We start from the raw sequence: 22,481 nt of genomic DNA on the forward strand, positions 1-22,481 counted from the left end.
CTTGGACATTCTCTCCAATTAAAGGTTACAAAATTAGCATGAAAGCGAAATTTACAGGGCATGACACCTTTCCTTTACGCTACGGATGGCTATTCAAAGCTATTAATCATTTGAATAATAAAAGCAATTTTTCGTCTAGCGAAGACAGTATTCGCAATTCTGTTGTTGAATTAGGTGTTGGTAAAAATATGGTAAAGGCGATTCAGTATTGGGCTGAATCAAGCAATGTAATAAAAAGAAGTCCTCAAAGTGAATATGGTCATTATGTGACTGATAGTGGTAAATACTTGTTTGGTGCCTTAGATAAAACAGGACAAGATCCTTTTTTAGAATTACCTGGTTCTATTTGGTTACTGCACTTCTGGTTAAATTTTAATAATGAAAGCCTTACGGCTTATCGTTACTTTTTTAATTATTCTAATGTTCAATATTTTGAAAAAAGTAAACTTACCGATGATTGCTATGACGATGCAAAACGATTAGTAAAAACAGAAGTTGGCAACCCTAGTACTCTAAAAAAAGATATTGACTGCTTTTTAAATACTTACAGTAAAAAACAAAAAAATAGTACTGCTAAAAAAATAACTAAAGTCGATGAGGATCACTTTACTTCGCCTCTATCTGAGCTGAACTTACTACAAGATAACGGGGGCGGATTCTATATAAGTAATTTGTCTGAGCGTCCTGAATTACCTGTTGAGATATTTATTTTTGCCTTACTTGAATTTTTTAATAACGAAACTCAAGATTCAAACGTTGGCACTATCGATTTTGACTCGCTTCTGACAAAACCTTGCTCTCCGGGAAGAATTTTTAGGCTTTCAGAGTCGGGCTTAGGTCAAAAGTTAGACGAGGCGCAAGAATTTACTGATAAGCACGTAACTTGGGTTGATTCACTAGGATTGAGACAAGTAAGTATATCAGATGATATAAAAGATAACGCTATCAAATACTTAGATATGTACTACGGTAAATAATATGTCAGACACTTTAATTACAATAAATCAACGCTACAAAAGTTCGACACGAATTGATACTGAGAGTACTGATTTTTCTCCATTTATTGATGAATTTGTATTGCATGGCACAGCCATTAATGTACTTGATACCATTAGCCGCGAATTTGAAAATAGCACTCAACGCGCTTTTACTATTACTGGGCCTTATGGGTCGGGTAAATCAACAGTTGCCTTATTTTTATCATGCTTACTTTCTATAGATGTTGAGCAACGTACTTATGCATTGCAAAAGCTGAATAGTGCTCAAAATATTATTACAGATTTTGATAAACGCTTTGCATTAAAAAATGGCTGGCAAACAGTTAAGCATGTATGTGGTTTAGAAGCGCCAGCGAACAGTATTTTAGTTAGCTTACTTAATGCATTTGATGAAGACTTTGATAAAACAGAAATAGCTGATTTTGATGATGATAAATGCTTAGCTGAAATAAAAAAATTATTACAGAAACCCAGTAAAAATGAAGACGGTGTTTTAATTTTACTTGATGAAATGGGTAAAGCACTAGATTACCAGTCTCGTGAAAACAAAGATTTGCATTTATTTCAATCTTTAGCTGATATTGTACAACAAGCAAAACGCCCTGTGCTGCTTATGGGTTTTTTACATCAAGCTTTTTCGGATTATGCTAAAAATAAAGATGTTAAAACTCAAAAAGAATGGAGCAAAGTACAAGGCCGTTACCGTGATTTGAGCTTTAACCCATCAATTGATGAATCTTTGACCCTCGTTGGTGATTCTATTTATAGAGCACCGAAAATAGCAGATGCTATTGAATCAAAGTATGCCAATTTAGTTAATACTGTAAGTGGTGCTTTTGCTAATCAAAATAAAAACGTCAATGCACTGAGTAAAACGTTACCATTAGATCCTATTGTTAGTTTATTGCTTGGCCCTGTTTCTCGTCGTCGTTTTTCTCAGAACGAGCGTAGCTTATTTGGCTTTTTAGCCTCACATGAAAAACATGGTTTTAGAGAGTTTTTAAATAATAGTTACAGTGAGTTTAATGAAGAGCTAGCTTTGTATCGCCCAGAAATGTACTGGGATTACCTTTACCACAATTTACACCATTTAATTGTTACCTCTCAAGATAGTAAAGCGTGGCTCGAAGGCTCTGATGCAATATATAGGGCAGAGCAAAAAGGTGGCGTGCTTCATATAGCTATTACTAAGCTAATTGCGCTATTAACTATTTTCGGTTTTCATCATCAGTTACATGCAAAACGAAACTTCATAAAAGAATATTTTGTATGTCGAGGCTATAAAATTGAAGATGTTGATGATGCGATTGCGGAATTAGAAGCAAGCACTGTTATTATTTATCGCCAAAAACATGATGCTTTGTTTGTGTTTCAGGGCAGCGATATAGATATTAACAATCTTATTAGTGAACAGATTGAAGTTGTTAGTGAAGGTATTGATTGGACTGAAGCATGTGCGACACCACAGAATATTTTAGCGACAGCGCATTACCACAAAACAGGCACTATGCGCTGGGCAACAACTAAACTTTTAAATAAGTTTGATGCTCAAGTATTTGAATCGTTTGTAAAAAAACCTAAAACAGGTGAAGCATTTTTATCTTTTGTTCTACCAACAAATCCTGATGTTGCCAAAACACTTAAAGAAAATGCTAAAACAATGCCATTTGTTGTAATTGGTACTTTTAATGATTTTAGCAATTTAAAGACAGCTGCAATTGAGTTGATAGCACTTCGCAAAATATTAAAAGATGAGAAAAAAATTGCTCATGATTTAATTGCTAAGAATGAGCTTGAGAGCCGAATAAAGTTTGCGCAATCAAATGTAGAGACTGAACTACAAAATTCTTATAAAAATGCTAGCTGGTCATACTTAGGCAAAAAATTAGCATTACTTCCTGTAACAAAAATAGCCTCTGATATTGCAGAAGTCATATTTAGTAAGTCGCCTCCGGTAATAAATGAGTTAGTTAACCGCTCTAAACCTTCGGGGAGTGCAAACAGTGCAATACGAAAATTAATGAATGCAATGTTTGAGAACGGCGATAAAAAAGATCTTGGATTTGATGATAAATCATTCCCTCCAGAAAAGGGTCTTTACCTATCTTGTTTGAAGAGTAAAGGTTGGCACTGCGAAACACCTGAGGGTTACTTATTCCCGAGTGAGTGGAGTAAAGAATCTATAAATGCTAACCCCAAAATGCATGAATTATTTGAAAGCGGTTTTGAGTTCATAAAAAATAACTCAGCTACAAAACATGTAACAATGGCCGAACTTTATGAAATGTGGATGTTACCACCGTTCGGTTTAACCGCAGGTTTGTGTCGCATATATGGTTTAGCATTATTAAAGGCACTTGAAGGGCAAGTTGCTTTTTATGACTGGGATTCGACAAAGCAGTTTGTATTTATACCTGAACTTGACGAAGAGTTGGTTAATAAAATATATAAACACCCGATTGAAGCAGGCGTTAGGTACTTTAAAATATCAGAAATCCAAAGCCATTTATTGGATAACCTTGCTAAAGCAACTTTAGGTGAAGCTAAAAAAGATGATGCAATTTTAAATATTGCTAAGCATATTGTAGGAATTGTTCATAAACTACCTACATGGGTAAAGAAAACAAGTGGCGAAAGTTTTACTAGCTCAAATGAAAGTGGATTAACTAAGCAAGCGAGAGATTTTAGAAATAAAGTGATCGCCGCAAATGATCCATATAAATTAGTGTTGGATGATTTACCCGCTGTTTTCGGCTTTAAACAAGATGACCCTGAAGTTGAAGAAAAGCTAGGCGCATATCTTAAAACTGCAATAGAAGATTTAAGCGCGCAGCACGAAATGCTACTCAACGGCTTTAAGCAGATTATTATTAATATGTTAGGCGAAGATTTTAATAGTGTTTTAAAAGCCCGCTGCGACATAGTTGAAAAGGAAGCTAAACGACCTAAAGTAAAAGATTTAGCAAATCGCTTGTCACAATTCATTGATGGTAAATCTAAATTTGAGTTTGTAATTAATATATTAACGGGTGTGCCTGAGCCTAAATGGACAGACAAACTTTTGCGTACTGGACTAGATGAACTACAAAATTTATGCGTGCAATTTAGACGTATTGAATCTTTTAGCAATTTTCAGGCTAAAGGCTCATCGAAACCCATTGCTTTTATAACTACAGACAACGATGGTAATCATCAAGAATATAGTAGCTTTACTAAGCATGATTTAGCTGCTGACGGTGACGTTCAAGCAGCTGTGAATAACATTGAACAAGCTATTGCCGAAATGCCAAAAGAAAAGCAACTGGCTGCACTTACGAACTTATTAACTAATTTGATGGATCAAACACAAATAGAGGTGCCAAATGACACAGAAAGTTAAACATGTTTTAGGCCTCTCTGGCGGTAAAGACAGTAGCGCTTTAGCTCTATTTGTTAAAGAAACTTATCCTGAACTAGACGTAGAGTACTTCTTTACCGATACGGGTTATGAGTTACCTGAAACAAATGAGTTTATTGATCAACTTGAAGAAAAGCTTGGTTATATTCATCGATTAAACGCGCGTTCTTTAAATAATATTGAAGGCCGTGGTGAAAAAGACTTTGCTCATCTTTTAAAAGAGCATGGTAATTACTTACCTTCTCAAAGAGATCGGTGGTGTACTGTTCAAATGAAGCTAAAACCTTTTGAACAGTGGTTAGATAGCTTTATTAAAGATGGTTACAAAATAAAAAACTATGTTGGCATAAGAGCAGATGAGCCTGAACGCGTAGGCTATATGACAATTGAAAAGCCAATTGAATCTGTTTTTCCCTTTAGAGAACACGGCATAGTAAGAAGTGACATCGAAAATATATTACAACGCAATGGTTTAGAACTGCCTGAATATTATAAATGGCGCTCTCGCTCTGGTTGTACATTTTGTTTTTATCAGAGAAAAATTGAATGGGTTAAGCTTATGGAAAAGCACCCTGATTTATTTGAAGAAGCCAAAGCTTTTGAAAAAGGCGATGACAACAATACTACTGTAGGTGAACGCTTTTATTGGATGGGTCAAGGCCAGCCATTAGAAACATTAGAAGACCCAGCAGTACAAAAAAGAATTATTGAAAATCACGAGAAGAAAGTTGCTCGCTTTAACAAGAAAAAGCGTCGCAATGCACTGTTAGGCGACTTTAACGGTGTATGTGAATTCAATGAATTAGATGATATTTATGATGAAGCAGAAGGCGGTGGAGCCTGTGTAACATGCTATAAATAATAAGAAAGCGGCTAAATAGCCGCTTTTTTTATAGCTGAAATCAATAGATTAATATCTGCGGTGGTGATTTCGTTCGTAAAACTTATGCGAAAAGTAAATTCAGCTTCTTCACGACTCAGACCTAATGCAGTTAAAACATGTGACGCTTCAATTTCTTTAGAAGAGCAAGCGGAGCCTTGAGCTAAACAAAAGAGCTCTTCATTGTCTCGTACCAAAATACCTACATTTGTTTTAGGTAAAGTTAAAGAAACCATATGCGGTAAAGCTTTTTCATTACCGTTTATAGAAAAAGGGATTTCAGCAATAGTAAGCTGCTTTAACAAGTAGTTACGTATCCCTTTATCTACAAAGCTTAGATAACTGTGTGGAAATGTATTTATTGCCGTTCCAAAACCGACTATTAGCGGCGCTGCTACTGTTCCGCCTCTAACTCCTTGCTCTTGCCCTGCACCATGAATAACAGGTGTTAGAGAGCGTTTACGCAAGTCTCGAATATAGACAGCTCCAATACCTTTTGGACCACCGATTTTATGAGCTGAAAACGACATAATATCAACATTCAGATCATCTACATCAATCTCAGTTTTCCCGAAGCTTTGCGCTGCATCACTATGAAAAAGAATATTGTGCTCAAAACATATTTCACCAATTTCGGAAATGGGATTAATCGTTCCTAATTCATTATTGACATGCATTACAGAAACAACTGCTGTAGATGGTTTGATCAGGCTTACTATGCTTTTAGGCTCAATAATTCCTTCTTTGTTTGGCAAAACAATGGACACTTCAAAGCCTTCACCTTTTAAATACTCGCAAATAGCAAAAATACATTTATGCTCAATAGCACTAATAATAATATGATTTTTGTCTTTTGGATGATCGCTATTAAGTAATATGCTCTTGAAGGCTATATTATTAGACTCAGTAGCACCGCTAGTAAAAATAATTTCACTTGGATATGCACCAATCATATCAGCAAGTTCTTCTCTTACTTTATCTACTTTTTGCAAAGCCGCTTCACCTAAAATGTGACCTGAGGCTGAGTTTGCATAACAATTATCGAATGCATCTATTAAAGATGTTTTAACTTCTGGAAGTAGTGGATACGAAGCCGCTGAATCAAGATATATCATTTAATTAATCCTTAATCTGAGCGTTTAATAATACCATAAAGTACTTAATCATTAATTTAAACCCGCTTAATAATGAATTTAAAAAAGCTAAAGCTCACGACCTTCTCTGTCTTCCTCTAGTGTGTTGTCATATTCCAAGGGGCGCTTGCCAACCTTTGCTGCTAACGAGACACCAGATCACCTTAACTAAAATCTCTGCTCTAAAACACCAACAAACAAATTACCAATAACTTTTAAATCATCACTTTTATTTGCAAACAAGCCAAATACCGCTAAAGTAATCATTAACACCTTAATGATCGAGTAGGCACTCATTAATGAGATCGGAACAAGCTTTAAAAATGGCGCAGCGATTAGGGGATTTAATACGCCAGCACCGCACTTTGCATTACACGCAAAGCACCTTTGCAAAAATGATTGGTGTGTCGCGCTCTACTGTGCAAAAAATTGAGCAAGGCGAGACAGTTAAAAGCGATATTTTATTTGAAGCTTTAGTCGTGCTGCAATTACAAGGATCGCTCATTGATGAAATTAATGAATTAGCCGCCGATGTAGGTGGCTACAATGCACGGCAACGTAAAACCAATAAAGTGCAGGTTATTAACGATGACTTCTGAATGTTATGTGTTTATTGACGGGTTTGAAATTTATTATTTCAAGTATGGCGCTTTGCGAACATAAGCGACATTGATGCTGCACGCTTAACAAGCGTGATTTCTACTATTGAATAAAAAACTCAAAAAGCGGTTATGCACTTCAAAATTGAATCTGCGTTATGTTTAGCGCGATATAAATCACGCTAAACGTTTTTTGTTACTTTTTTCTTAGCCAAAAAAGACTCGCAGGCACCGAAATCCACGCCTGCTTACCTAACGAATCAAGGTAAACAGCTACTTCTTCTTTACTGCCTGGGCTGAAATATGACGGCTGTTGTTCTTTTAGTTTTTCTTGTCCGGTGAGTATTTTGCTAAAGTGTTTATTTTGCTGCTGGAGCATTTTTTTGTATTCGTTAGCGGGTTTTGAATCACCATGCATTACAAAAGCACTTAGCGCACGGCTTGCTGTTGTGTGTAGTTCTTGAAAATCAAAGTCGGCCAATAGCGCTTCTAACTTTTCCCATTGTTTATTAATAATTAGGCAGTTCATTAATAAAAAGCGGTTTGCTTGATTGTCGTTTGGGTTTAGCTTTAATAACTCTTCGAGTTCTGATTGCGCTTTTTGGGTATAACCATGCAGTGCGTGTATTTTTGCTCGATGCGCGCGAAGCATCATATAAGGTCGGGTTTCGTGCAAACCCCAAAAGTACCCGGTGTTGTCTTTAATAAACTGCTTTGTTATGAGCCCACTTTCCATTATTTCTAAAAGCATTTGCATTGGCTCAAGTGCTTTTAGCTCGGTATCGGCGAGTACTAGTTCAAGTAGTTCATCAAGCTCATCTAATTCCTTTGGCTCTTCGTCTAAAAAGTGGTTGTTAAATTCGGCTTCGTTTTCATCAAATACTGCTCGCTCGTTACTAAATCGAAGTTCAAAAATAGCGTCGGCCATAAAATAAACATAATTACGTTTATATTCTTGGGCGTTGTATTGGGCAAATTCACCAAACTCTTTTGCGGCGATTTTGGGGCTTGTAAATGCTTTTAACACTGTAGTAAAGCTGTTTATAGAACGTTTTTGCTCTGTATTGAGCATGCGTTTATTTATATTTTTAAGCGCCTGTAAAACCCCTTTACAGTAATTTGGTAGGGGCATATTCGGCTTTAGTGACTCACGGTAGTCTTGTTTAGATAGGCTGCATTTTGCTGGCATTTTTAATTCGTTTTGAATTATTTTATCCATGCTTTGGTTATACAGAGCCATTAAGCTTTCGAGGTATTTTAGCTCAGTCTCGTTTTGAATATTAAACTCTCCAAATAGATCTGGGTGCCACTCACTGGGAACAAGTAGTTGAGGTAATACACCTAATCCCATTAAATAACCTTGTATAAAATAGTAGTTTGGTTGTTTAGTGCTTAATTCACTGAGTTTTATAACATTGTTGCGAATTTTAGTTGGCGACATAACGTGCCCTGCTATGTATAAATTTATTATTAGTGTACCCATAGATAAGGTTACCAACAACGCTAGTTTGGTTGTTTTATCCTAAAATGAATTTTTAACGAAATATTTACAAATTTAAACAAACCCGCGCCGCTAAAATACAAAAGCTGGTTTATACTGTTGTAATAATGAGCAAAATAATAACTATGAGGCGTAATGAATAAATTAATTACCGTATTTTTATGTTTGCTGTTTACGGCTCCATTTAATGTATTTGCTTGTGAAAGAACCTTTAGCGTGGCATCGCACGATGCTTTTTGGCCGCCTTATGTAATGGGCATTAACGGTAAACTACAAGGCTCGGAGGTTGATGCACTCAATATTATATTTGCTGATTCCCCTTTTTGTTTTGAAGTTAAGTTGCTACCAAATTCTAAGCGGGCTTTTATTGAGCTTAAATACGGCCGTATTGATTTAGGATGGGCTGCAAGTTATACCGATAAACGTGCCAAATATGTGCACTTTAGTGATACCTACCGAACTGAAGTTATGCGTTTATATGAAAATACAAACAATCAGCATAACGTTAAAAACCTCGAAGATATTTTTAAACAAGGCCTTACCGTGGGCGCTAACTTTGGGAGCTACTACGGCGAGGAGTTTGAGCAATATAAAACTAAATATAAAAAGCAGATTGAATACACCAGTGCAACTAGTAAGCGCTTTGAAATGCTTAATAAGCAACGTATTGATTTTGCTATTGAAGACGAGTTGGTGGGGGCTTATTTTGGCCAAAAAGGCTCAAATATAAAATTAGTAACCAACATTGAGTATGTAAATAAAGACGATATTTATTTAATGTTTAGCAAAAAAACGGTATCGGTTACTGAGCTTGCAGTAATTAATGAGCATATAAACAAAAACAAAACAGCACTTAAAGCGCTGTTTAAATACTAGGAGTGTAATGAAAACTTTATTTTTAACATTTACTACACTGCTATTTACTCACTTTAATGCCCTTGCGTGTTCAAAAACATTGGTAATGGGCACTAACGAAACTAATTGGCCGCCTTACCTTGTTAAGCAAGGTGATACATTTTTAGGCACAGAAGTGGATGCTGTAAACGCTATTTTTAAAGATTCAAAATTTTGTATTAAATGGACTTATTTCCCGAGTTTTTCGCGTGTTCAAGCTGAGCTTAAAAATGGCCGAGTAGATATGACCTACGCGGCAAGTTACACAAAAAAACGCGCTCAATATGCACATTTTAGTTTGCCCTACCGCGAAGAAGTTATGCATCTTTATAAACATAAAGATTCGGCTGATGTAACCAGCTTGGCTGATCTTTTTAGTAAGGAGTTTACAGCTGGTATTAACCGAGGAAGCTTTTTTGGTGACGAGCTTGAACAACTAAAAACTAAGTATTCAACACAGGTAGTGCTTACTGCTCAAGCAAATAATCGATTTAGCATGCTAGATAAAAAACGAATTGACTATGTTATTGAAGACTCAGTGGTTGCGCAGTACTTTGTAAAAAAACACCCCTCAATTACGCAGGTAAAGTCTATTACACCGGTTAACGTTAACAATGTGCACTTTATGCTAAGTAAGGAGTCGCTAACACTTGATGACGTGGCGACCGTTAATCAATTAATTACTAAAAATGCAGCCGCTATAAAGTTAATTTATCAACCTGTGCATTAAAGCATGGGCAATAACTTAGCTCTTTAGCTGCGCCCTCTTTAATATTGTTTGGCATTAGTAATTATTTACATTGTGGCTGTAAGCACATTCAACACTACATACGCTAAAAATAGCGGCTTAAAAACGAGAATTGCCGTTATTTTCGCTTGGTTATAAATTAGCTGCCTTTTATCTTTCATTCGTTGTGGCTGATCTGTATAATTCGCCAGCTAATTTACCCTATTGTCTGGTTCTTGTTTGTGGCGTGTTGCTGCAGCGTACTCCTGTCAGTACTAATCTAGGATTACCCTTTTTGATCTCCACCGCAAATATTACGATGCAGTTTGGCGCAGAGCCGTTGTTTGAAAACATTTCAGCTAAATTTGGTAACGGTAACCGTTACGGTTTAATTGGCGCTAACGGCTGCGGCAAGTCGACTTTCATGAAAATTTTAAGCGGTGCGCTTGTTCCAAGTGCGGGTAATGTATCTATTACCCCAGGGTTGAAATTAGGTAACCTAAGCCAAGACCAGTTTGCTTTTGAGCAATACAGCGTTGTAGACGCGGTAATTATGGGCGACGTGGAGCTTTGGAAAGTAAAGCAAGAGCGCGAACGTATTTACTCGTTACCAGAAATGAGCGAAGACGACGGCATGAAAGTAGCCGATCTTGAAAGCGTATTTGCTGAAATGGACGGTTACACGGCAGAAAGCCGCGCTGAAGAAATTTTGCTTGAAGCGGGTATCGATAAAGAGTTTCATTACGGGTTAATGGCAAACGTTGCTCCAGGTTGGAAACTACGTGTGCTTTTAGCACAAGCGTTATTTGCAAATCCTGACATTTTGCTACTGGATGAGCCTACCAATAACTTGGATATTCATACAATTACGTGGCTTGCTAACGAGCTTAACAAACGTAAATGTACGATGATTATTATTTCGCATGACCGTCACTTTTTAAACTCGGTATGTACACACATGGCCGACATTGATTACGGCGAGCTGCGTATTTATCCTGGTAACTACGAGAAGTTCTTAGATGCTGCGGGCCTACAACGCGAGCAACTTTTAGCTGAAAATGCTAAAAAGAGCGCTGAGATTGACGAGCTACAAGACTTTGTTAACCGTTTTGGTGCTAACGCTTCAAAAGCTAAACAAGCGAGTTCGCGCGCTAAAAAAATGGATAAAATTAAGCTTGATGAAGTTAAATCTTCAAGCCGTATGAGCCCATCACTTTCGTTTGACGAAGGTAAAAAAATGTATCGTCAAGCGCTTGAAGTTAATAAGCTTGGCCATGGTTTTGATGGCGAAACATTATTTACTGGTGGCGACTTACTACTAGAAGCTGGCGCTAAGCTTGCTGTGATTGGCGAAAATGGTGTGGGTAAAACTACATTTTTACGCTGTTTAGTAGACGAGCTTAAAAGTAATGAAGGCGAAATTAAATGGTCTGAAAATGCGACCTTTGGTTATTGCCCGCAAGACAGCACTAAAGATTTTGAAAACGATTTAACGTTGTTTGATTGGATGTCGCAATGGCGTACAGCTAAGCACAACGATTTAATGGTTCGTGGCATGTTAGGCCGTTTGTTGTTTACAGCAGACGATTCAAATAAAAAAGCGCGTAACTGTTCTGGTGGTGAAAAAAACCGCCTGTTATTTGGTAAGTTAATGATGCAAGACGTTAATGTGCTTGTAATGGACGAACCAACTAACCACATGGATATGGAAGCTATTGAAGCGCTTAACAATGCGCTTAAAGACTTTGAAGGTACGCTTATTTTTGTAAGCCATGACCGTGAGTTTGTATCGTCATTAGCTACGCGTATTATTGATATTAAAGATAAAAAAGTAATCGACTTCCAAGGTACGTTTGACGAATACCTAGCAAGTTGTGAAGAGAAAAAAGCGTAAACTTTTTCTAATTGCTTATAAAAACGGTGCTAAATTTAGCGCCGTTTTTTTATGTGTGAAATTTGAGTTTAACTATAAAATTAATTAACAAAGGCTTAAATAAATAATTCACTAAGAGGTTAAGAGACGCTACGCTTTTAGAGTCAGTGATAAAATACTCGTTTCTGGCTTGGTTCTTCTCATTTACTCCTCTTTGGCTTCTCCTAGTGCAATAGTTTTTCAAGTAAATAATTCACTAATGGTGATATAAGACGCAGCGCTTTTAAAGTGAGTGATAAAATAAAAAAGCACTGTTTTTTTGACTTTATTTTTCTTAGTTACTGCTGCTTCGCTTTTCCTTATGCAATTAATGGCTCTTATCGCAGAGCTAATTATTCACATTATTTTATTGGTAAATTCTGCATACATCACTGCTTTAAATCTAGTCATATTCTCCTGTAAGTCTTTGTCACTTAATGCTAATGTTTATGGAGTGAGTTATTTAAAACTTTAATGGCTAAACCAAGAGGTAACTATGTCTAATTGGGTTGAAGCAACAGTAAAAAGCGTAACATGGTGGAGCGAAACGCTCTTTAGCTTAACCGTTAATGCTAATGTAGAGCCGTTTAAAGCAGGGCAATTTACAAAGCTTTCTATAATGGATGGCGACAAGCGTATTGCTCGGGCTTATTCATATGTGAACGCTCCTGAAAACCCCGATCTTGAATTTTACCTTATTAACGTTATTGACGGTTTGCTTTCTCCTCGTTTAGCTACATTACAACCTGGCGAAACCGTATTAATAGAACAACACGCAACCGGCTTTTTTACTCTTGATGAAATACCACAAAGCGATCAGCTTTGGATGTTAGGTACTGGCACTGCCATAGGGCCTTTTTTATCAATATTGCAACAGCCCGATGTGTGGAAAAAATACAAAAGCATAAACTTAGTACATGGCGTACGTTTTAATAACGATTTGAGCTATCAGGCACTTATTAACGAGCTATTACGAGTGTACCCAGCACAACTTAACTATATTCCTGTTGTAAGTAGAGAAGAGCCATTGCAATGCTTAAGTGGCCGGATTACTAGCGCTATTGAGAGCAACCGCTTGTTTGAACATGTAAAATTAAACCCAGAACCTAGTAACGCGCAATTTATGATTTGCGGAAACCCACAAATGGTAAAAGACACCACCGCGCTACTTATCGATAAAAACTTTACGCGTAACCGCCGCAAAGCACCCGGTAACATTACTGTAGAGCAGTACTGGTAGGCTACAGTGGTGGTATTAACTACCCGATAACGTTAAAATTTGCTATGTTGCACCCTTATGCCAATTTCATCAAAAATATGATCATTCTATCGCATTAAATAACTCACTAACTGCGTTAAAAATTATTCATATAGAACAACTATATGTCATAATTTTCGCCTTGTTATAGTGCTATTTTCTTAACGCTATAATAGATCGCTTATTTAATGTAATTGGTATTACACGTGTTTAGTGTTCATTTTAGGAAAGTTATGAAACCGTTATCTATTATTTTTGCCTCGTTAATTACCACCGTTGCGCTTATTACTTACGCCGCAGAACAAAGCGAGCCTGAGCAAAAAGAGAAGCAAGTTGAAGCTCAAGCAAACGCTGAAAAACCAAAAGTTGAAGATGAGCAATCAGTAACTCAAGTCAAAGCTGACGACAAAGTAAATACGCTTGAATACAAAGCACCTGAGCTTAAAAAGCCAACAATTGATGCGACTAAACCAGACGATTCAAAGGTATTGGGTAACGAGCAGATTAAACCCACTGAAAAGCCTAAAAATAAAATAGAAAAAGCAGTGGCTGTAGCCGAAGCTGAAAAAGCAGTTACGCAAGCAAAAGAAGCGCTGACAGTTAAGCAACAAACTAAAGCTAAGCAATCGCGCGAATCACTTGCGGTAGTAGAGCAGTTAGTTAAAGCGTATAACGCGCGTAACATTGAAGAGTTTCTGCGGGTATATGCCGAAGATGTTGAGTTTTATATTTTCCCTAATGAGCTATTATTTAAAGGTAAAGAAAAACTAATAGAACGTTATGGGCTAATGTTTAAAAAGTTAAAGTGTATTCACTCATCACCAATTAAGCGCATAGTTCACGGTGATATAGTGATTGATCACGAACTATCAGAAACCTGCTCAACTGACGAAAAGGTAGTTGATAAACGCTCAGAACTGATTTCGAGTTACCAAATTAAAGATGGAAAAATAGTACGCGTACTGTTTTTTAGATAAAGGCTTTATATGCAAATAAATGACGACAAAAAAATTCGCTTAATGTATCGCATCGAGCCCGGTTGCCTTGGCCCTAAGGGTGCTGAGCATGTTGAAGATTTTTGTCGTTTTGCAAATAAACATATTAAGTCACCATTTTATGGCCAATTTGTATTTTTACCTCGTTACGATAAAACCATAGACGAGCGACAATATAGCGTTAACAGCCGTAATTTATCTCTTGTGCAGGCTCGAGCTTACTTAAAGCACTTTGATATTAATATTGAAGAATTTGAAGAACAACTCGACGAGCTCCTCACCAAAGCGATTGATTTATACTTTAAGCGATAGCGTTTAATTGCTGTTGCTTAGGTATTCTCCCCCTCCGCAATACGTTTTTATTTTAATTATTATTAAAAATATAAGTAATTTCTTTCACAAAGATAAAGTAATCAGCAATAACTGAGAAAAACCAGATCGGCCAATATGTATCACTTACTTTAAAAGCGCAGCGCCTCTTAACCTCTTTGTGGATAATTCGCCCTTTAAAAGCTTCTATTTGCACGATGAGAAGTAAAAGAGGAGTAAATGAGAAAGCCAAAAACAGTATTTTTATGTTTTATCACTACTCTAAAAGCGCAGCGCCTCTTAACCTCTTTGTGAATTAATTAGCTCTTTAAAAGCTTTTATTTGCACAATGAGAAGTAAAAGAGGAGTAAATGAGAAAAGCTAAAAACAAAAACCAGTATATTTATGTTTTATCATTACTCTAAAAGCGCAGCGCCTCTTAACCTCTTTGTGAATTAATTAACTAAATATTTTAAAAGCCCTAAAAACAAAAAAGCGGTGTTAATTTTAACACCGCTTAATGCGAAATATGTTTAGCTATGTGCTTTAGTAAGCTTGGGTTACAACATAGGTTTTATAACATCAAACACAGCTTCTATATGATCGTCTCTGTCGTTTAGTGCCGCTATGTAACGGTACTTTTTGCCGCCTGCGTTTTCGAATATTTCACGATTTTCGCCTTCTAGCTCTTCAAGTGTTTCTAGGCAGTCGGCGCTAAAAGCTGGGCTGATAATGGCTACATCGGTAATACCCTCATCAGGCAGGGCTTCAAGCGTTGCGTCGGTGTAAGGCTTTAACCACTCGGCTTTACCAAATCGACTTTGAAAAGTACTAATTACTTTGTCTTTATCAAGGCCCAGTTTTTCGACAACTAAACGCGTGGTTTGTAAACATAGGCAATGGTATGGATCGCCGCGCTCTAAGAAGAGTTTAGGCATACCGTGATACGAAAAAACAATTTTTTGTGGCATACCATTCGTTTCTAAATCCTCACTAATACTATTAGCAAGTGACTCAATATAACGGGTGTTTTTATGATAGCCATTAATAAAGTGCAGCTCTGGCACCCAGCGCCATTTACGCAATACGCTTGATACAGCATCGAACGTTGAACCCGTGGTTGGGCTAGAATATTGCGGATACATTGGCAATATAATAATACGCGTTAAGCCTTTATCACGAAGCTCTTCAAGGCCGGCCTCTATTGAGGGATTACCATAGCGCATTGCCATTACCACTTCAGTATTGGTATAACCTTGTTCTTTTAATAAGGTATTTAGCTTTACGCTTTGTTGGCGAGTAATGTGGGTAAGTGGTGAGCCATTTTCGGTCCATATACTTTCGTATAATTTAGCCGAACGCTTAGGGCGCACACGCAAAATAATGCCATGTAAAATTATCATCCATACTAGGCGTGGTATTTCTACAATGCGTGGATCTGATAAAAACTCACGTAAGTATATACGAAGCGCAGCAGCTGTTGGTGCATCAGGGCTACCTAGGTTAGTAAGCAGTATTCCCGTTTTTTGGTTAAAACGCCCATCATGGGGATTGTCAGTAACCGCAGAAAATCGCGACACAGAGTGCTCCTTCAAGCAAATTCAATAATGTATTTTATGCACATTGTAACGAAAAAAACTGCCGTTTAGATCAATCATTTAGCAGTTTTAACCATAATTCTAAATGGGGCTGGTTTTTTAGATTCTAGTTGCTGCAGTTTTTCTATTGATTTGCGGCTAAACACATGACCTTTAGGCAGCAGCATTATACCCGAATGGCTGTGCAGAGCATGGCCGAGTATCATTTGATCTTTGAGTTCATGAGCATTACAAATTAATACTGATCCTGCTGAACTTTTTTGTTCGTGTAGTTTTGCATGGCTTGCTTCAAGCGCACGAACTATTTTAGGGTGGTAAAACGAACCACTATAAAGTTTTACACTTTCGAGTGCATCCTCATGGCGCTGCTTTTCATCGCTTGCATTGCTCTGCTCAAACGCATCCCAATAGTCGCGCGCTAACCCTAATACCATAGCCCCTATCGGTATATCGTTTCCAGCAAGGCCTTTGGGCATTCCATTTCCGTTAAAACGTTCAAACTGATAATAAATAGCATCCGACAAATCGTGTAAATGTATTGCTGGCATTAGCATTAATTGTGCAGTACTTGGGTGAGTATAAAAGGTCTTACGCTGTTGCTCATTTAACCGATTTAACGGTTTTTTATAAAGTTCAGGGTCCATAGCAAGCAAACCTATTTGTGCTAAATAACCAGCCATTGGGGCAAGATCAATGCTTTTTTGCGACAGGTTTAGGTAAAGCGCTATTTGTGTGCAGGTATTTGCAATATTTTGTGCTTTGTTGCCATCAAGGTAAGGATTCGCGTTAACAAAATTATATAGCAGCTCAACGGTCGATTTGTGCTCTTGTTTTTCGCGTTCGTTGGCGTCTTCAAGCTTTTTTAAAACTTGTTTGATTTGTAAGGTACGTTTTTCTACTCGTTGCTCTAACGTGTTGTTTAGCTCAAGTAGTTCTTGGTTTTGTGCCTTAACTTGTGTTTCTAATTTTTTGTTTTGCTTTTTTAGCGCAAATTTTTCTAGGCTATCTTTAATGCTTCGAAGTAATAAGTCGTTTTGCCATGGTTTTTGAATATAACCATTTATTTGCCCTTGATTAACAGCTGCTAGGGTTGTTTGTATATCGGCGTAACCGGTTAATAAAATGCGTTGAGTGTCGGGTGCCAGCGCACGCGCTTTTTCTAAAAACTCGGCACCGTTCATTACTGGCATCCGCATGTCGCTAATAATTAAACCAAATTCATGATTTTTAAAAAGTGTTAGTGCGTTTTGCGGATTATCGCAAACAATAACCGTTAAGCCATTTACTTCAAGTAGTCGTGTTAACGTACGTAGTACTATTTCGTCATCATCAATACAAAGTACATCAACCTGATTCATTGGTGTGTTTGGTGTTGCTTGAGTCATTGCGCCGCCCTTAAATTACTTCTGGCTAAATAATAGCTTAAAAAAATATTCTATGGTGAGTTTGTCCTGCCTTTATTTATAGCTGAATCTAAGTAATGTAGTTATTACCCATAAGTAGATAATTGCTAACACTAAAGTTGCAAATTTGCGTGTAACCAACTAAACATTAAGTATAAAGTTATCTATATGGATGAAAGGAATGAATGGATCAGATGGTAATTTTGAACGTGCCTTTTTAAACGAACAAAAGCTGCGCTTGGCCGCAGAGCAATTACTTAAAGATAAAAGCACCGTTTTAGTTGCCATAAATAATGAATTACAAAAAAAAGTAGCCGATTTAGAACATCAACAAATGCTGTTTGTGCAAACTGAAAAAATGGCGACCTTAGGAACGCTTTGTGCAGGCGTAGCCCATGAAATAAATACCCCGCTTGCCTATGCAATGAGTAATATAGAAAGCTTACAAAATTCTACCCCTTTGCTCATCACGTTGCTAAAGCTTAACGAGCAATACTTAAACAACGAAATTAAAGAGAGCCGTTTTAAACACGAAATCGACATACTCAACTTACAGTATCCGTATGCGTGGCTTTATAACAATTTGCAGGGACAAGTTAACGACAGCGTTGAAGGACTCAAACGAATAAAACAAATTGTGCATGACTTATTAAACTTTGCCCACCCCTCCTCCTCGCAAGATAAGCAACTAACCGATGTAACAACGGGTGCTAATAATGCTTTAAGGTTATTAAGTAACAAACTCAAACTATGCGAGATAAAAACGCGGTTTGAACCACTACCACTTATTTGGTGCAATTTATCATCAATTAATCAAATTTTTGTAAATCTCTTAATGAATGCTTGGCAAGCATGCGAGCTTGATTTAGAAAAAGGCTGCATTATTGAGGTCAATATTTTTGAACTAAACACAAATATCTGTATTGAGGTAAAAGATAATGGCTGTGGAATGAGTGAAGACACAATAGCGCATATGTTTGACCCTTTTTATACAACAAAAGAAGTTGGTGAAGGTACCGGTATGGGTATGACACTTGTATACGCTATGGTGAGCGATCATGGCGGAAAAATAGAAGTTAACAGCACATTAGGGACAGGTACGACCATCCGCTGCCTATTACCTTTAAAAGCGTAAACAAACGAGCAAAACCACAATGTAAATAAAAAGTTAATAAATACGTTTTTGAAGTTTAATGCCCTTGCAGCATGTATTTTAATCGATTAAAGGTGGTTTTTTCTTATCTTGAAATTTATTTGCATACTTAGACCAAATATTTAGTTTTTTTCATTTCTTTTTGTTTGCATATGTTGCTAGGATGTTTGCAACAGGTTATGAGCATCATAACCACACACATATTATAAGAACACAAAAAAACAGGGTCGTCACTATGCCAACATACCGTTTAAACACACTTGCTGTAGCCGTTGCTTTCGCGTTTAGCGCACCAAGCATTGTTAACGCAGAAGAAGCACCCGTGCAAGCTGCTAAAAACATTGAGCAAATTTCTGTATTAGGATCGCGTGTATCTAACCGTACCTCTACTGAGTCTTCTTCTCCTATTGATTTAATTGACGCTGATGATTTAACTAAAGGTGGTTTTACCGAATTAGGCCAAAGCCTGCAAGCGACAGCGCCTTCATTTAACTTTTCGCGTACACAAGTATCTGACGGTTCTGACCTATTTAGACCCGCAACACTTCGCGGCTTACAGCCAGATCAAACCCTTGTATTAGTAAATGGTAAACGTCGTCATAACCAATCAATTTTTGGCCTTAACGGTACAGTAGGCGCAGGCGCTGCGGGTACCGATATGAATGCCATTCCGCTAACGGCCCTTAAAGGCGTTGAAGTATTACGCGATGGCGCAGCGGCGCAATATGGCTCTGATGCTATTGCAGGCGTAATTAACTTATCTCTTAATAACTCAACCGGTATTACAACGGGTTTTGTACAATACGGCGGCACAAGTGAAGGTGACGGCGACACTATTTCAGCAGGTTTAAACCGTGGTTTTGAATTAGGTAACGAAGGCGGCTTTATTAACCTATCGCTTGAGTACCGTGATGCCGATGGCACTAACCGCGCCGAGCGTGATACGGGTGGTTCGCTTAATGTTGAACCAGGTACGTTAAGTGAAGATGTACGCTGGGGCCAAGGTAACTCAGAAAGTGAATTTACATCGTTATTTTACAACATGGCTTTACCAATGGGCGACGGCGAGCTTTACTCGTTTGGTGGCTACTCAGAGCGCACGGCGCTGGGTAATGGTTTTTACCGTAACTTTAACGAAGCGTCTAAAAACGTAACCCAAGTATATAGCGATGGTTTTTTACCGCGCATATATAACGAAGCACAAGATATTTCAGTCGCGCTTGGTTTTAAAGGCGATATAAACACAGATTGGAATTACGATGTATCGGCCGTTTATGGTGAAAATCAATACGACTTTACATCACGCAATACATTAAACGCTTCTTACGCGGCTGAGTATTTATTTAACAACCCAAGTGCAAGCGATGCCGATATTGCAGCAAATTCAGGCCCTAGTGGCGGTTACTCAGGTGGTTTTAGATTTGATCAAACAACGGTTAACCTTGATGTAAACGGTATTGTAGATATTGGCCGTGGTGAACCTTTATATGTAACAGTAGGCGCTGAATACCGTAAAGAAAACTACGAAATAGTACCTGGCGATGAAGCATCATACGCCTGTGGACTAGCAAATATGGATACCTCGTACCCATCAGTAAACGATCCAGACCAATTTGCACAGTGTGGTTTTCAGGCTTATAACGGCCTACGCCCTGAAGCGGCTAACGACAGCGACCGTAACAGCTACGCAGTTTATGTAGACGTAGAAACAATGATCACCGACGCATGGAACGTCAGTGGTGCGCTACGTTATGAAGATTTCTCAGATGCTGGCGACGATTTAATTGGTAAATTAGCAACACGTTATGAATTTTCAGATGACTTTGCTGTACGTGGTGCGGTATCTACTGGTTTTAGAGCACCATCACTTCAACAAAGTGGTTATACAGCCTTTACAACTAACTTAGGCTCAGACGGTACATTAACGCAGTCGTTCACTGCAAACACCGGTACAGCCTTCCCAAGTGCGTTAGGTGTAGACAGCTTAAAGCTTGAAACATCAACAAACTACAGTGCTGGTTTTGTTTACGATGTAACAAGCGAGCTTTCGCTAACGGTTGATTTTTACCGCGTAGAAATTGAAGACCGTATTACGCTTGGCAGCTTACTTACGGCTGACGACGTATCGTTTAGCTCAGACGCTGTAGCAGCGCTACAAGCAACGGGAGCAGTACAAGCTAATTACTTCTCAAACTCGGTTGATTCTACTACGCAAGGCGTTGATATTATTGCATCGTACCGTACAGAAGTTGAAGGTGGCAATTTAGGAGTAACCTTTGCAGGTAACCTAAACGATACTAAAATTGACGGCGTAAATGCTGAAGACGGTATTCCTGAAGCGGTTGCTTTTGATGATTTACAACGTAGCTTTTTTACCGACGGACAACCTAGTGAACGTGCAACGCTTACGTTTGACTACGAACGCGATGCCTACACATCAACCATTCGCTTTAACTACTTTGGCGAAACAGATGTAAAATACTTTGGTAATGACCATATTTCATTACCAGGTGAGCTTTCGCCAACAGGATCGTTTAAACCAACAAGTACGGTTGAGTCTGCTGTGTTAGTTGATTTAAATGTTAGCTACCAAATTAACGACATGTTTGCGCTTTCAGTGGGTGCCGATAACGTATTTGACGAAACGCCAGACGAGCTAGGCGACGACGAAGTACTTAACTTTATCACCAACGGTGCATTTAAATACCCTGTACGCGCATTGCCATACGGCTTTGACGGCAGAACGTACTATGCAAAAGTAAGCTTTAGTTTTTAATTATCTTATAAAAAAGTAAAGCAAACTAAGTAATATTAAGCGCAGTTATTAACTGCGCTTTTTTTATGCTTTTTTATTATAAAAAAGTACCTGTTGGGCATTAAAAATACTTGCGCGGTTGAAAATTAAGCCTACAATCGCCATCTCTTAAATAGGCTAATATAAAAGCCTCTTTATTATTTAACTTAAAATAACCATTAGTTGATAGGAAATATATGACTAAAAAATCTAAAGCAAAAACCGCAAACACCAGCGCGGTAGATACAGGGCGAGGCGTTATAAACCACAATGCACTAGCGGCGATGGTCACCTCTAAATTATTTAAACCACAAGTGGTTAAAGCTAAAAAAGGCAAAGGTTCGTTTAAACGCAACAACAAGCATTCAGGACAAGAGTCCTATTTAATCGCGGCTTAAATAGCACCGATCAAATAGGGCTTTTGAATATAGTAAGCGAGGTTTTATACCTCGCTTTTACTTTTAAAGCATACAAGCCACGTTACATAAGCGCGAAATAAATTCGCACCTACGGGTTTGGTATTTGCACGGTGTAGGTGAGGTTTTACACCTCGCTTTCACTTTTAGAGCATTAAAGCCATGTTACATGAGCGCGAAATAAATTCGCACCTACGGGTTTGGTGTTTGCACGATGTAGGTGAGGTTTTATACCTCACTTTCACTTTTAGAGCATTAAAGCCATGTTACATGAGCGCGAAATAAATTCGCACCTACGGGTTCGGTGTTGATGTAGGTGAGGTTTTATACTTCGCTTTCACTTTTAGAGCATTTAAGCCACGTTACATGAGCGCGAAATAAATTCGCACCTACGGGTTTGGTGTTTGCAAGATGTAGGTGAGGTTTTATACCTCGCTTTCACTTTTAAAGCATACAAGCCACGTTACATAAGCGCGAAATAAATTCGCACCTACGGGTTTGGTATTTGCACGAT

Annotated in this window: 17 protein-coding genes; 13 read left to right on the forward strand and 4 right to left on the reverse strand. The window is 37.9% G+C overall.

The features are described 5' to 3' along the window. Positions 1–38 precede the first annotated feature (38 nt). Genes I6F47_RS14125 through I6F47_RS14135 form a run of 3 tightly spaced genes read left to right on the forward strand, consistent with a single transcriptional unit; the run spans position 39 to position 5,257 of the window. Entirely contained in the window at positions 39–977 is a 939-nt protein-coding gene (locus I6F47_RS14125) for a DUF4007 family protein (protein WP_197184063.1), read from the forward strand. 1 nt (position 978) lies between these two features. Further along, positions 979–4,377: a hypothetical protein gene (locus I6F47_RS14130; protein WP_197184064.1), complete on the forward strand. Its 3,399-nt coding sequence runs from the start codon at positions 979–981 to the stop codon at positions 4,375–4,377. Then, on the forward strand, positions 4,361–5,257 hold the full coding sequence (locus I6F47_RS14135) for a phosphoadenosine phosphosulfate reductase family protein (RefSeq protein ID WP_197116864.1): 897 nt from the start codon (positions 4,361–4,363) through the stop codon (positions 5,255–5,257). The genes I6F47_RS14130 and I6F47_RS14135 overlap by 17 nt, the downstream gene beginning before the upstream one ends. Before the next feature lie 11 nt (positions 5,258–5,268). Here the strand turns inward: I6F47_RS14135 and I6F47_RS14140 are convergent, their stop codons facing one another. Then, positions 5,269–6,390, reverse strand: coding sequence for a cysteine desulfurase family protein (locus I6F47_RS14140; protein ID WP_197116866.1), 1,122 nt, complete (start codon positions 6,388–6,390; stop codon positions 5,269–5,271). A gap of 317 nt (positions 6,391–6,707) precedes the next feature. Between I6F47_RS14140 and I6F47_RS14145 the strand changes: the two genes are divergently transcribed. Further along, a complete protein-coding gene (locus I6F47_RS14145) occupies positions 6,708–7,007 on the forward strand; it encodes a helix-turn-helix domain-containing protein (protein ID WP_197184065.1) in 300 nt (99 codons plus the stop codon). 196 nt (positions 7,008–7,203) lie between these two features. Here the strand turns inward: I6F47_RS14145 and I6F47_RS14150 are convergent, their stop codons facing one another. Next, positions 7,204–8,448 carry a UPF0149 family protein gene (locus tag I6F47_RS14150; RefSeq protein WP_197184066.1) on the reverse strand — a complete coding sequence of 415 codons (1,245 nt, stop codon included), beginning with the start codon at positions 8,446–8,448 and terminating at the stop codon, positions 7,204–7,206. A gap of 195 nt (positions 8,449–8,643) precedes the next feature. Between I6F47_RS14150 and I6F47_RS14155 the strand changes: the two genes are divergently transcribed. The 6 genes from I6F47_RS14155 (at position 8,644) to I6F47_RS14180 (ending at position 14,606) form a co-directional block, all read left to right on the forward strand. After that, entirely contained in the window at positions 8,644–9,384 is a 741-nt protein-coding gene (locus I6F47_RS14155) for a substrate-binding periplasmic protein (RefSeq protein WP_197184067.1), read from the forward strand. Between the two features lie 7 nt (positions 9,385–9,391). Further along, a complete protein-coding gene (locus tag I6F47_RS14160) occupies positions 9,392–10,132 on the forward strand; it encodes a substrate-binding periplasmic protein (RefSeq protein ID WP_197184068.1) in 741 nt (246 codons plus the stop codon). A gap of 292 nt (positions 10,133–10,424) precedes the next feature. Then, positions 10,425–12,023 carry an ABC-F family ATPase gene (locus I6F47_RS14165; RefSeq protein ID WP_010555514.1) on the forward strand — a complete coding sequence of 533 codons (1,599 nt, stop codon included), beginning with the start codon at positions 10,425–10,427 and terminating at the stop codon, positions 12,021–12,023. A 514-nt stretch (positions 12,024–12,537) separates the two neighbouring features. Further along, positions 12,538–13,281 carry a ferredoxin--NADP reductase gene (locus I6F47_RS14170; RefSeq protein ID WP_197184069.1) on the forward strand — a complete coding sequence of 248 codons (744 nt, stop codon included), beginning with the start codon at positions 12,538–12,540 and terminating at the stop codon, positions 13,279–13,281. A 251-nt stretch (positions 13,282–13,532) separates the two neighbouring features. Then, the gene (locus tag I6F47_RS14175; protein ID WP_024591140.1) at positions 13,533–14,276 is read left to right on the forward strand and encodes a nuclear transport factor 2 family protein; all 744 of its coding nucleotides are present in this window, start codon (positions 13,533–13,535) and stop codon (positions 14,274–14,276) included. 9 nt (positions 14,277–14,285) lie between these two features. Then, on the forward strand, positions 14,286–14,606 hold the full coding sequence (locus I6F47_RS14180) for a hypothetical protein (RefSeq protein ID WP_007583509.1): 321 nt from the start codon (positions 14,286–14,288) through the stop codon (positions 14,604–14,606). Positions 14,607–15,163: 557 nt separating this feature from the next. On the opposite strand, the gene hemH is transcribed toward I6F47_RS14180, so the two are convergent. Continuing rightward, positions 15,164–16,183, reverse strand: coding sequence for a ferrochelatase (hemH, locus tag I6F47_RS14185; protein WP_197111783.1), 1,020 nt, complete (start codon positions 16,181–16,183; stop codon positions 15,164–15,166). 74 nt (positions 16,184–16,257) lie between these two features. Further along, positions 16,258–17,586: an HD domain-containing phosphohydrolase gene (locus I6F47_RS14190; protein WP_165735969.1), complete on the reverse strand. Its 1,329-nt coding sequence runs from the start codon at positions 17,584–17,586 to the stop codon at positions 16,258–16,260. A gap of 199 nt (positions 17,587–17,785) precedes the next feature. Between I6F47_RS14190 and I6F47_RS14195 the strand changes: the two genes are divergently transcribed. From I6F47_RS14195 to arfA, 3 genes are all read left to right on the forward strand, one after another. Then, positions 17,786–18,739 (forward strand): sensor histidine kinase, encoded by a 954-nt coding sequence (locus tag I6F47_RS14195; protein WP_007583514.1) that lies wholly within the window; start codon positions 17,786–17,788, stop codon positions 18,737–18,739. A 253-nt stretch (positions 18,740–18,992) separates the two neighbouring features. Then, complete coding sequence (locus I6F47_RS14200) at positions 18,993–21,533, forward strand: TonB-dependent receptor plug domain-containing protein (protein ID WP_165735967.1); 2,541 nt, start codon at positions 18,993–18,995, stop codon at positions 21,531–21,533. Between the two features lie 215 nt (positions 21,534–21,748). Then, on the forward strand, positions 21,749–21,949 hold the full coding sequence (gene arfA, locus I6F47_RS14205) for a ribosome alternative rescue factor ArfA (RefSeq protein WP_002963106.1): 201 nt from the start codon (positions 21,749–21,751) through the stop codon (positions 21,947–21,949). Positions 21,950–22,481 lie beyond the last annotated feature (532 nt).

Source organism: Pseudoalteromonas sp. NZS37, from assembly GCF_015864265.1.
Taxonomy (GTDB): Bacteria; Pseudomonadota; Gammaproteobacteria; order Enterobacterales; family Alteromonadaceae; genus Pseudoalteromonas; species Pseudoalteromonas arctica.

What these genes read in the sequence shown, in the direction of transcription:
- I6F47_RS14125 (WP_197184063.1), top strand. Translation starts at nt 39, where the DNA reads ATGAAAGCGAAATTTACAGGGCATGACACCTTTCCTTTACGCTACGGA.
- I6F47_RS14130 (WP_197184064.1), top strand. Translation starts at nt 979, where the DNA reads ATGTCAGACACTTTAATTACAATAAATCAACGCTACAAAAGTTCGACA.
- I6F47_RS14135 (WP_197116864.1), top strand. Translation starts at nt 4,361, where the DNA reads ATGACACAGAAAGTTAAACATGTTTTAGGCCTCTCTGGCGGTAAAGAC.
- I6F47_RS14140 (WP_197116866.1), bottom strand. Translation starts at nt 6,390, where the DNA reads ATGATATATCTTGATTCAGCGGCTTCGTATCCACTACTTCCAGAAGTT.
- I6F47_RS14145 (WP_197184065.1), top strand. Translation starts at nt 6,708, where the DNA reads ATGAGATCGGAACAAGCTTTAAAAATGGCGCAGCGATTAGGGGATTTA.
- I6F47_RS14150 (WP_197184066.1), bottom strand. Translation starts at nt 8,448, where the DNA reads ATGTCGCCAACTAAAATTCGCAACAATGTTATAAAACTCAGTGAATTA.
- I6F47_RS14155 (WP_197184067.1), top strand. Translation starts at nt 8,644, where the DNA reads ATGAATAAATTAATTACCGTATTTTTATGTTTGCTGTTTACGGCTCCA.
- I6F47_RS14160 (WP_197184068.1), top strand. Translation starts at nt 9,392, where the DNA reads ATGAAAACTTTATTTTTAACATTTACTACACTGCTATTTACTCACTTT.
- I6F47_RS14170 (WP_197184069.1), top strand. Translation starts at nt 12,538, where the DNA reads ATGTCTAATTGGGTTGAAGCAACAGTAAAAAGCGTAACATGGTGGAGC.
- I6F47_RS14175 (WP_024591140.1), top strand. Translation starts at nt 13,533, where the DNA reads ATGAAACCGTTATCTATTATTTTTGCCTCGTTAATTACCACCGTTGCG.
- I6F47_RS14180 (WP_007583509.1), top strand. Translation starts at nt 14,286, where the DNA reads ATGCAAATAAATGACGACAAAAAAATTCGCTTAATGTATCGCATCGAG.
- I6F47_RS14190 (WP_165735969.1), bottom strand. Translation starts at nt 17,586, where the DNA reads ATGACTCAAGCAACACCAAACACACCAATGAATCAGGTTGATGTACTT.
- I6F47_RS14195 (WP_007583514.1), top strand. Translation starts at nt 17,786, where the DNA reads ATGAATGGATCAGATGGTAATTTTGAACGTGCCTTTTTAAACGAACAA.
- I6F47_RS14200 (WP_165735967.1), top strand. Translation starts at nt 18,993, where the DNA reads ATGCCAACATACCGTTTAAACACACTTGCTGTAGCCGTTGCTTTCGCG.
- arfA (WP_002963106.1), top strand. Translation starts at nt 21,749, where the DNA reads ATGACTAAAAAATCTAAAGCAAAAACCGCAAACACCAGCGCGGTAGAT.